Origin of the sequence: Roseobacter sp. (assembly GCF_039970775.1) — a bacterium.
In the GTDB taxonomy this organism is placed as follows: Bacteria; Pseudomonadota; Alphaproteobacteria; order Rhodobacterales; family Rhodobacteraceae; genus Roseobacter.
Window position 1 is genome coordinate 21,207 of sequence record NZ_JBDVLG010000013.1, and the last position, 10,979, is coordinate 32,185.

Below are 10,979 nucleotides of genomic sequence, written 5' to 3' on the forward strand. Positions count from 1 at the left end.
CGAAATAGAAACGCCGAGTAGAATTTGCTGTTTCACGGAAAACAATACTAGTTAACAAAAAGTTGAATAAACGTGATCAATTACATTGACTGGTTGTGCGAACACAGGCATAGCACAATCTAGGTACTAGAGCGGCACCCATTAAATTTTCTCCTGAAGGAAACGGAAATGGGACTGAAAACGCTTTTGACAACCGCCGCATTCGTCGGCGCCGCATTCGCAACCACCGCACAGGCCACAACAGTGGTCACCAGCGGTACCGCGACAGTGGAATTCACCGCAGATCTAGACGCTTTGGGCTTGGCAATCACGACGCGCCAGTGGTCTGAAAACGCGGCTGGCAACACCGAACGCACATTCACCATCCGCCCCGCCGAAGGGTTGGAATACGACTGGGTCGCCGGCAGCGGCGCAATCCGGACCTCCACCGCATCTGCGACAAGCCAAAGCGTCGTTGACGACGACGGCAATGCCTACCTTCGTTTTGCCAGCGGCACCGCCGCTATTGTCGCGACTGACGACGACGGCAACGAAATCGAAACCTTTGCAACGGTGTTCGTACTGCCCCAAAACGGCGACAACGCGGATCTTTTCTCTGACGAACTGCGCGACATCAACTACATCGCAACAGCAGATCCGCTTGTTTTCGAAGACTTTGAAAACCCCGGTAATTTCTATACATTTACCGCAGACGAAGTCGCGTTGATGTCCGAGGAAGACAACCTTCGCTTGTGCTGCACACACTCGTTGAACGACTTGGCGATCGACACCGCAGCGATGGCGGTTGATGGTCTGCTTGACGATGTGGCCGAACGCGACATCAACTTTGACGGCGTGATCGACGAAAACGACGAGTTCTTCCTTTTTGACCTGGTCGCGACCGCCGAAGACGGTGTTTTTGACATGGCGTTGACGGACACATTCGCGGAATTCTTGAACTTTGCCTTCTCGCCGCTTGGGTTTGCCGACGCGACGGACCTGATTGAGGACTGGAGCAACGAGGCTGGTTTCCTCGACTTTGCAGGCGGTGACGTGATCGGGAACCTGTCTTACTCTTACGAGGTCGCTGCGGTTCCAGTGCCTGCCTCTATGCCGCTGCTGATTGGTGGCCTTGGCGTCATGGGGTACGTCGGTCGTCGCCGCAAGCAACGCAAAGCGGCCTAAATAGTTTTGAGTAACGCGTATATTGGTTTTTGGGGTGGACGTTCGCGCGCCCACTCCAGCCTGTAAGGGCTGGCAAAACGACGGAAATATCGATTGCCTTGATCGTGTGAAAGACCGCTGATGTGGCCATTGTCCAACAGGGTTTTGCCCATGCTACATTTTCAACGGCCTCACAAACACGGCGCCGAATGGCATGGCGTCTATGCCCCGAAGGCGGCATTATACCGGGACCAACATCAAGGCCGGGACGATGACCAAACACACACCCACCACACAGATATCGCGGCGCGCAGCTATCGGCATGATGGCTTCGGGCACTGTTTTGGCGCCGGTGGGGTTTGCCGTGGCGTGGGCGCAACCCCTTGAACCACTTGATATTACGATCCAAAATGCGGTGTATAAAATCACCGATGCGGTGACGCGGGATCTTATCTCGACCAGACCAGACGGCCCGCCACCAGTGATCCGTCTCAGACAGGGGCAGCCGTTTGCCGCGCGGGTGACCAACACCTTGTCCGACTACACGACAATGCATTGGCATGGCATTCGCGTCCCCAATGCGATGGACGGTGTGCCCTATCTCACGCAGTTTCCGTTTGGGCCGGGTCAGAGCTTTGAGTATAAATTCACCCCCCAAGACGCGGGCACCTACTGGTATCACCCCCATTGCTTGACGATGGATCAAATGGCGATGGGGCTGACAGGTGTTTTGGTGGTCGAGGAAGAAACCGACCCGGGTTTTGATGGCGAAGTCATCCTGAACCTGCGGGATTTTCGGTTGCGCCCCACGGGTGAATGGCTTGACCTATGGACCCCCAGAGGGGCTGCGCGTGCGGGCACGTTTGGCACCGCGATCACCGCGAATTGGGAGACCAACCCCGTCTATGACGGGCCCACCGGTGGGCTGATGCGCCTGCGGTTGGCCGCGACAGATACCACCCGCATCTACAAGCCCTACGTCGTTGGGGCGGGCGGGGTCATCATCGCCGCAGATGGGCACCCCCTGCGCGAACCATTGGAATGGCCCACCGAAGACGCCCCCTATTTGCTATCGCCGGGGCAACGTATTGATATGGCCATCAAAATGCCGGAAATCGAAGGCGCGTATGTCGACATCATGGGTGATTTCCCCGGCGGCCCCCGCCCATTGGCGCGCGTGCGCGCAGTCGGGCCAAATACCGCACGGTCGCTGCACGAATTGCGCCCATTGCCGCAAAACGACGTCCCCGAACCTGATTTGGACAATGCCCGCCTTGAAGAGCTGGTTTTTGGGTGGTCCCCAGAAGGCGGCGCCCAGCAAAACGGGTTTTGTGGCACGTTGGGGTATTCTTTTTGGTCGATCAACCGCATGCCTTGGCCGGGGGATGCGGCCCCAGACGGCACACCCGGCGCAGGCCCGCTTGCGGTGTTTCGTCTGGGCGAAAGCGTGATTTTGCGCCTGCGCAATGAAAGCCCAAACGACCACCCTATTCACCTACACGGTCTGGTGTTTCGCCCCCTGCGGTCGAACAAACGCAAGCTGGCATCAAACTGGACAGACACCGTGTTATTGACCCGCGATGAGATCATCGATGTGTGCCTTGTCGCGGACAACCCCGGTGACTGGGTGTTTCACTGCCATGTTATCGAACACCAGAAAACGGGGCTTGCCGGGTTCATCCGGGTTGAGGCTTGAACCGCACTAGCACGTATTTTCAGGTCAGGTTTGATCGGCTCGTCTTGCGGGGTTTTACCTGTGTGGCGTGGTCAATTGCTTGACTCCGAGACCGGGGTATCGCATCAACACCCCAAATTGGTAATTATTTATTACCAAAGCCAACAGGGAGACGATCATGGGCGTAGCCTCTTGCCATAACTTTCAGGATTTTCGCAAACTGGCCAAACGTCGCCTGCCAGCGCCGATTTTTCACTATATCGACGGCGCCGCAGACGACGAGATCACGTACAAGCGCAACACCTCGTCTTTTGATGACGTCGATCTGGTGCCCAACGTGTTGGCGGGGGTCGATGAGGTCGACATGAGGGTCGAGGTCATGGGGCAAAAAATGGATATGCCCGTTTATTGCGCCCCCACAGCGTTGCAGCGGTTGTTTCACCACGAAGGCGAACGCGCGGTGGGCAAAGCTGCGACCAAATACGGGACGATGTTTGGTGTGTCGTCGCTTGCGACTGTCACGGTTGAGGAAATCGCCGAAGTCGCACCCGGGCCCAAGATGTTCCAGTTCTATTTCCACAAAGACCGCGGCCTAAACGATGCGCTGCTCGAACGCGCACGGGCGGCAAAGTTTCAGGTGATGGCGCTGACGGTTGATACCATCACGGGCGGCAACCGGGAACGCGACCTGCGCACCGGGTTTACGTCGCCGCCAAAACTGACGCCCGCGTCTTTGCTGAGCTTTGCCACACACCCTATGTGGGCATGGAACTTTCTGACGAAAGACAAATTCGATATGCCGCATCTGTCCGGGCATGTCAGCGCGGGCACCAATCTGGCGGTGTCGGTGGGGGATTATTTCTCGACCATGCTGGACCAATCTATGAACTGGGAAGACGCCGAAAAGCTGTGCGCGCAGTGGGATGGGCAGTTTGCGCTAAAGGGCATCATGTCGGTCGAAGATGCCAAACGTGCCGTAGAAATCGGTTGCACGGGGATCATGGTGTCCAACCACGGCGGGCGGCAGCTTGATGGGTCGCGCGCGCCCTTTGACCAGCTGGCCGAGATTTGCGACGCCGTGGGCGACAAGATCGATGTCATCTGCGAAGGCGGGATCCAACGCGGGACCCATGTGCTCAAGGCGCTGTCGGTGGGGGCTAAGGCCTGTTCTGGGGGGCGGATGTATCTCTATGCCTTGGCGGGCGGCGGACAGGCCGGTGTCGAAAAAGCGTTGGGCAATTTCCGGTCCGAAATCGAACGTGACATGAAGCTGATGGGGATCACCAGCCTTGATCAGTTAAACCGCACCAACCTGCGTTGGCGCTAACCCGGAGCCGATGATGACCGACCTGCCAGACCAATTGCGCGCCATTGTCGGCGCACGTTACGTGATCACCACCGCCCGCGCGATGGAACCTTATTGCAAGGGCTACAGGTCTGGCGGCGGTACCGCATTGGCCGTGGTCCGCCCCGGATCGTTGGTGGAACAATGGAAGGTGTTGCAAGCCTGTGTCGCGGCGGATGTTGTGGTGATTTTCCAAGCCGCCAACACCGGGCTGACCGAAGGGTCCGCGCCCAGCGGAACCTACGACCGCGACGCCGTGGTGATCAGCACAACGCGCATGGATACGATCCATACGTTACGCGACGGCGCGCAGGTGGTTAGTCTGCCCGGCGCCACATTATTTGATCTGGAGAAACAATTGGCCCCCTTGGGCCGGCAACCGCATTCTGTGATTGGGTCATCGTGCATCGGTGCGTCCATCATGGGGGGCGTGTGCAACAATTCGGGCGGCGCGTTGGTGGAGCGCGGGCCGTCCTACACCGAAATGGCGGTTTATGCCCAAATCGCAGCAGACGGCCAGCTAGAGCTCGTGAACCACCTTGGCATTGCGTTGGGCGATGATCCCGAAGACATATTGGGGCGGTTGGATGCGGGCACCTTCACCGACGATGATATCGAAGCGTCCAATGCCAAGGGATCCGACACCGATTATGGCGCGCGCATTCGCGACGTTGACGCCGATACACCCGCCCGCTGGAATGCCGACCCGCGGCGCCTGCACGAAGCTGCGGGGTGTGCCGGTAAGTTGGCGGTTTTTGCCGTGCGGCTGGATACCTACCCGCAAAACAACCGCGAGCAGATGTTTTACGTCGGGGCAAAAGACACCGCGACATTGGGACAGCTGCGCCGCGACGTGTTACGCGATTTTACCGTGTTGCCAGTGTCGGGCGAATACATGCACGCCGAAGCCTACGACGTGTCAAAACGCTATGGCAAAGATACGTTGGTGTTGATCGACAAATTGGGCACCGATCGGTTGCCCCTGATCTTTGGCATCAAAGGCTGGCTTGACGCGCGGCTGAACAAAATACCCGTGCTGCCCAAAAACCTGACGGACCGGGTGATGCAGGGAGTGATGCGCCTTTGGCCCAACCCGTTGCCCGCCCGGATGGAGACATTTCGCAGCCGGTTTGACCACCACCTGATCTTGAAAATGCGCGACGCGGGTGTCGATGAGGCCCAGACGTGGTTGGCCGAAAACCTTGATGGCGACACCGCTGATTGGTTTGCCTGCACCCCGCGCGAAGGTAAAATCGCGGGCTTGCACCGGTTTGCGGCGGCTGGTGCTGCGGTGCGCTATATGGCTGTGAACGGATCAAAAGTGGCAGATATTCTTGCGCTGGACATCGCGTTGCGCCGCAATGATCAAGATTGGTTCGAGGTTTTACCGCCGCAGATTGCCGAGGCGTTGGATCTCAAACTGTATTACGGGCACTTCTTTTGCCACGTTTTGCACCAAGACTACGTGGTAAAGGCCGGGTACGATCCGGCTGTGATTAAGGCTCAGATGTTGGAACTGCTGGACAAACGCGGTGCTAAATATCCCGCCGAACACAATGTTGGGCACATCTACGCCGCCGAACAATCGCTGCAAGACCACTACCGCAGCTGCGACCCCACGAACACCATGAACCCAGGCATTGGGAAAATGTCCAAGCGTAAGAATTACGTATAACGCGGGTTGCCCAAGCAAGACCGGGGTATGTTGTGCCACAACCTGCATGGGCTAGGCTGTCCGTATGTGACGGGCCAATTGCGGTGGTTCGCGGTGACTGCCCGGTGGCTGTGGCGCGCAAACCCGGGGCATAAATTCGCAGTATGCGCGGTTGGCGAACTAAGTTAACTGTCAGGTCCTAAGGGGTGGCAGGTTCCGCAAAGCGGTCGTGCCTGCCCTGATGCGTTGGTGTTATGGATTTCAGGGGGTAGGCCCAGTTGACACAGGTCAAGCTCGAGGGCGTGGGTAAAGATTTTGGCGAATTCACCGCGATTTCTAGAATAGACCTAGAGATCAATTCGGGCGAATTGGTTGCGTTGTTGGGGCCGTCGGGCTGTGGCAAAACGACGACCCTGCGCATGATTGCGGGCCTTGAAACCCCAACTGTCGGGCGCATTTTGTTTGATGGCGCGGACATATCCGAGGTGCCGGTGCAGGATCGCAACGTTGGAATGGTGTTTCAACGGTATGCGTTATTTCCCCATATGACGGTCGAGAAGAACGTGATGTTCGGGTTGAAAGTGCGCGGCACGCCAAAGGCGCAAATCACCGAACGGTTGGACGAGATCCTTGATGTGGTGCAGCTTCAACCGTTCCGGCGCCGCTTTCCTGCGCAACTGTCGGGGGGACAAATGCAACGGGTTGCTATTGCCCGCACGTTAATCACCAACCCGTCGGTCTTGATGATGGATGAACCACTGGCGAACCTTGATACCAAGCTACGTGGTGAGATGCGGCGTTTCATCCGCACCTTACAGCAACGGCTGGGCATCACGACGATTTTCGTCACCCACGATCAGGTCGAAGCGATGGAGTTGGCAGATCGCGTTGCGGTGATTTTTGACGGTGCACTGGCGCAATATGATACGCCGGGGGCCGTCTACCAGCGCCCAAACAGTGTTGAAATCGCTGATTTTATGGGGGTCAGCAACATCTTTGACGCCACGATACGCGATGGGGCCGCCAAGACGGTCTTTGCGACGTTGCAGTTGGACCCCGATGTGTCGCGCGCGCGCGATGGGGCAGGGCGGGCGCTGTTGCGTGCAGAAGCGATAGACCTTTGTTTAGAGGCACCTGGCGCACGCCTGAACGTCATTCAAGGCAACGTGACCGCGCGTGACTTTTTCGGGGCCACGGTGAGCTATACTGTGGTGTGCCAAGGCGAGACGATCATCGTGGACGAACAATCCCGGCGCATGGTCGACGTCGGACAGCAGGTGTGGTTGACCATTCAACCGGACCAGATTTGGGTCATCCAAGACGATGCCTAAGGTCACATAAAACAGTCGGGAGAACCGGACATGAAGACGATATTGACAGGGCTCATACTCACGGCGAGCGTGCTATCCAGCGCCGGTTTGGCCCAAGACGCAGGTGCGTTTCGCGATGCGTTTCTAAACGGCACGGTCAGTTGGGCCGACGTGCAGGCGCGCGCCCAAGACGAAGGAACCGTGAACCTCTATTATTGGGGCGGCAGCGACCAGATTAACATCTGGATGGATCAGATCGCGGTGGCGGGTCTTGCCAAGGAAGGCATCACGCTGAACCCCGTGCGCATCACCGGCACAAAAGATGCCGTTGATCTGGTTCTGACAGAGATGGGGGCGGGCAAAGGTCTGGGCGAAGGCAGCGTTGATGCGATCTGGGTGAACGGCGAAAACTTCGCGACGCTCAAACGCCAAGACGCGCTGTTTGGTGCCTTTGCAGATAAGGTCCCGAACAGTCAAAACATCGAATGGAACGCCAAAGACCCACGATCTTTGCTAAATCTGCGCGACTTTGGGGTCGAAACGGGCAACGCCGAGATGCCGTGGTCTGGCGAGCAATATGTATGCGCGGCAAACACGGCCCGCGTGGATCGCGCGGATCTTCCCGTCACGTTTGAAGGCCTGAAAACCTACCTTGCGGCGCATCCAGGCAAGTTCACATATGTGAAACCGCCCCATTACGAGGGCAATACATTTGTGCAGGCAGCCGTCTATGCACATAACCCGGACGGCACGGGTGCGGCGCCATTTCAAAATTCGGTTACGGATCTTGGTGCGCAAGAGCTGGCGCGGTTGATCACACCGGGTCTTGAATATCTTAAGGCGCTTGAACCGCATCTTCTGGGCGCGCAGGGCGGCAGTGCCCGTTACGCCGAAGACGCCACTGCATTGGATGGGATGTTCCTGAACGGCGAAATCGATATGGCGTGCAAGTTTGGCCTTTATGCGGTGGCGCAGGGCCTTGCGGATGGCACGTACCCTGAAGGGGCCGAAGCGTTTGTTTTCCCCGAAGGCAACATGATCAAAAACAAGAACTACCTTGTGATCCCCGCCAACGCACCCCACCCAGCCGCGGCCTTGGTCATGACCAACTTTATGGCGTCGGTGGATGCGCAGGCCACCAAGCTGAAATACACGGGCATGCCTCCGGGGGTCGACCCTTGGACGCTGAACGAGGCCGAGGTGCAGGTGTTGGCGGACGCATCCCCCGGCCTGATCGGGGTGTCGCAAGCCGATTTGGACGGCAACACAGCGCCTGACACCAACGCAACACTTGTCGATGTGATAGAGGCAACCTGGCTCGAATACATCGAACGTGACAGCGCCAAAAGCATCGACGTGATTGTCGCAACCGCCGTTGAGAACCTGAAAAAATAACGCCTTCGGCGTGATAACATGCGCGACGGGCCGGATGCCAATTATCTAGGCCCGTCGCATAATGAGCTTCCCGCACAAGGACGTGCTATGCCTCGCTCCAAGACACCAGACTTGGCCCGCCACCGCAAAGAGCGCGTGTGGATGTGGGTGCAACTGCTGCCAGTTTTGACAGTGCTGACCGTCTTGTTTGGCGGGGCTTTGGTGTTGGCGGTCATGCAATCGTTGGGGTTTGCCCCATGGTTCGGGGTGAATACCTTCCCCGATTTCAGGTACTTCAGCGCTCTCTGGGGCGACACGTCGTTCTGGCATTCTCTTGGGTTGACCCTGTACTACGCGGTTGCGTCAACGGGGATCGCGCTGGTCATGGGCACCCTGCTTGCACTGGCATTGGTGCGCGCGTTTCCGGGCAAATCGTTGTATAAATTCCTCTATAAACTCCCCCTGATGATCCCCTATACGGTCGGTATCGCGCTGGCGGTTATTATGCTGGGCAATGGGGGGATGATCTCGCGGGTCTTTGCATTTCTTGGCTTCATCGGAGACCCATCTGAGTTTCCGCAGATCCTAAAAACGCACTACGGGTGGGGCATCATCGCTGTTTACGTCTGGAAACAAACGCCATTCGTCACGCTGGCAATCTATGCTGTTTTACTGGGGGTCGGCCGCGAAACGGAAGAGGCCGCAGCCCTTTTGGGTGCCAACAAACGCCAAATGTTTTTCCAAGTCACGCTGCCCCAAATCCTACCGGGCATCGTGTCTTCGACGCTGATTGTCTTTGCCTTCAACATCGGCGCATTTGAAGCACCGTTCATTTTGGGCGGCGGTTTTCCCGATACATTGCCCGTCGTCGCATGGCGATATTTCAACGATGCCGACTACACGTTGCAACTGCAAGGTATGGCGACGGTCGTGTCAATTGCCTTGATCGCAGGCGGAATTTTATACAGCTATCTAGCGTTTTATCGCCGGTATGAACATCGGATAGGGCGGTAGTAGATGGCCCGTAGCACCCCCCAAACCGCGTTGAGCATGCGTTTATCGATCTTCCAAAAGATCTACTTGCTGCTGATCGTCGGGTTCATTCTGGGCCCGTTCATCCCGCTGATTATTCAAAGCTTCGCATTCCGTTGGGCGTGGCCGGACATGTTGCCCAGCACTTGGTGGCTGGAGCAACGCGAAAAGACGTTGCTGCCTTTGGCATGGGACTATATCTTATCGCCCTACAGCAAATTATGGGAGGCAACCGTTAATACGGTTTTCATCGGGTCGGTCGTTACGGTCATTTGCCTTGCCATTTGCCTTCCCGCAGCGCGGGTTCTGGCGCGCGAAACGTTTCGCGGCAAAGCGGCGTTTGAATTTTTCCTGTCGATGCCGCTGATTGTGCCCGAAGCGGCCATTGGAATTGCCCTGTTGATGATCTTCATCAAGCTGGGGTTGGCGGGCAGTTACACCGGGATCATCATCGTGCATCTGATCCCAACGATCCCATATATGATCCGCATGCTTACGGCGGTCTACCAAGGTTTGGGGCGTGACTTTGAAGAACAGGCGTTGATCTTGGGCGCCTCGCGCTGGCAGGTGATGCGTCATGTGACATTGCCCATGCTGTTGCCCGGAGTGGTCGCGGGTGCATTGTTTACGTTTCTGGTGTCGACCAACATCTTTCTGCTGACCTTCTTTATGGGACAGGGAAAGATCATCACCTTGCCAACCTTGCTATTTTCCAAGATCTCAGGCGGCACGTTGGATGCGTCAGCCGCGGGCATCGCCCTTGTGGTTACAGTTCCGGGCATCATCCTGTTGCTGATCACCGAACCCTTCATCAAGGAAGAGGCCTTTGGGCAGGGTTTCGGAAATTAGGGTAAAGGCGCGGTGGCCCTTAAGATGGAGGAAAAGTCGCAGCCTTGTTTAAACTGTGTCTCAGTCTGAACTCGCGGCGAAGCGCAATTGCGGCAGCTCCATCTTATCAGGAGTAGGTATTTGATGCACTAGACATTTGCGCGGTGTTGTCTTCAGGCGGTCGCGAATCGACTTTAAATATCGATTTGTGAACGCCGTGGGATCAGACTTGCGGCGCAGGCGGTTGTTGAAATTCTCAACAGTCCTTATTTGCCACGGCGAACGCGGGTTACAGAACCATGGATCAACGCCAAGATCATCCTTCATATGTTGCCATGGGCTGAACTCTATCCCGCGATCAAAGGTGATCGATTGACGTGCATATTTTAGCAAGGAAGACAGACCGTCCACTAGGCCTTCCAAGACGGGCTTGGACCGCCTGTCGAGGTTTTCCAGAACGACTGCAGACCTGCTGCTCGAGGCTCCCTCATTCGAGAGTGCCCGATTTTCTGTGTCAGAGTAATTTGACCCATGCTACCAAATTGAAGGAGCATGACGACAATGACGACAATGACGATTTCCAAGGAACTACTGGACGAGCTGCTTAGCGGGGTTGAA

8 protein-coding genes and 1 pseudogene are annotated in these 10,979 nt (G+C 56.8%); 8 read left to right on the forward strand and 1 reads right to left on the reverse strand.

The annotated features are described in order from the left end of the window. Nucleotides 1-168: 168 nt before the first annotated feature. From ABJH13_RS02570 to ABJH13_RS02605, 8 genes are all read left to right on the forward strand, one after another. Nucleotides 169-1,164, forward strand: coding sequence for a VPLPA-CTERM sorting domain-containing protein (locus ABJH13_RS02570; protein ID WP_348404652.1), 996 nt, complete (start codon nt 169-171; stop codon nt 1,162-1,164). A gap of 250 nt (nt 1,165-1,414) precedes the next feature. Next, nucleotides 1,415-2,839, forward strand: coding sequence for a multicopper oxidase family protein (locus tag ABJH13_RS02575; RefSeq protein WP_348404653.1), 1,425 nt, complete (start codon nt 1,415-1,417; stop codon nt 2,837-2,839). Nucleotides 2,840-2,996: 157 nt separating this feature from the next. After that, nucleotides 2,997-4,145: an alpha-hydroxy acid oxidase gene (locus tag ABJH13_RS02580; protein ID WP_348404654.1), complete on the forward strand. Its 1,149-nt coding sequence runs from the start codon at nt 2,997-2,999 to the stop codon at nt 4,143-4,145. Nucleotides 4,146-4,158: 13 nt separating this feature from the next. Beyond that, nucleotides 4,159-5,838 carry a D-lactate dehydrogenase gene (gene dld / locus ABJH13_RS02585; protein WP_348404655.1) on the forward strand — a complete coding sequence of 560 codons (1,680 nt, stop codon included), beginning with the start codon at nt 4,159-4,161 and terminating at the stop codon, nt 5,836-5,838. A gap of 257 nt (nt 5,839-6,095) precedes the next feature. After that, nucleotides 6,096-7,148: an ABC transporter ATP-binding protein gene (locus ABJH13_RS02590; protein ID WP_348404656.1), complete on the forward strand. Its 1,053-nt coding sequence runs from the start codon at nt 6,096-6,098 to the stop codon at nt 7,146-7,148. Nucleotides 7,149-7,178: 30 nt separating this feature from the next. Then, entirely contained in the window at nt 7,179-8,522 is a 1,344-nt protein-coding gene (locus ABJH13_RS02595) for an ABC transporter substrate-binding protein (protein WP_348404657.1), read from the forward strand. An 87-nt stretch (nt 8,523-8,609) separates the two neighbouring features. Further along, nucleotides 8,610-9,515, forward strand: a complete 906-nt coding sequence (locus ABJH13_RS02600) for a sugar ABC transporter permease (RefSeq protein WP_348404658.1) — start codon at nt 8,610-8,612, stop codon at nt 9,513-9,515. Nucleotides 9,516-9,518: 3 nt separating this feature from the next. Then, complete coding sequence (locus ABJH13_RS02605; protein WP_348404659.1) at nt 9,519-10,382, forward strand: ABC transporter permease; 864 nt, start codon at nt 9,519-9,521, stop codon at nt 10,380-10,382. 60 nt (nt 10,383-10,442) lie between these two features. Here the strand turns inward: ABJH13_RS02605 and ABJH13_RS02610 are convergent. Further along, nucleotides 10,443-10,835 (reverse strand): annotated as a pseudogene (locus ABJH13_RS02610) (IS30 family transposase); the annotation flags it as partial. Nucleotides 10,836-10,979: the final 144 nt, after the last annotated feature.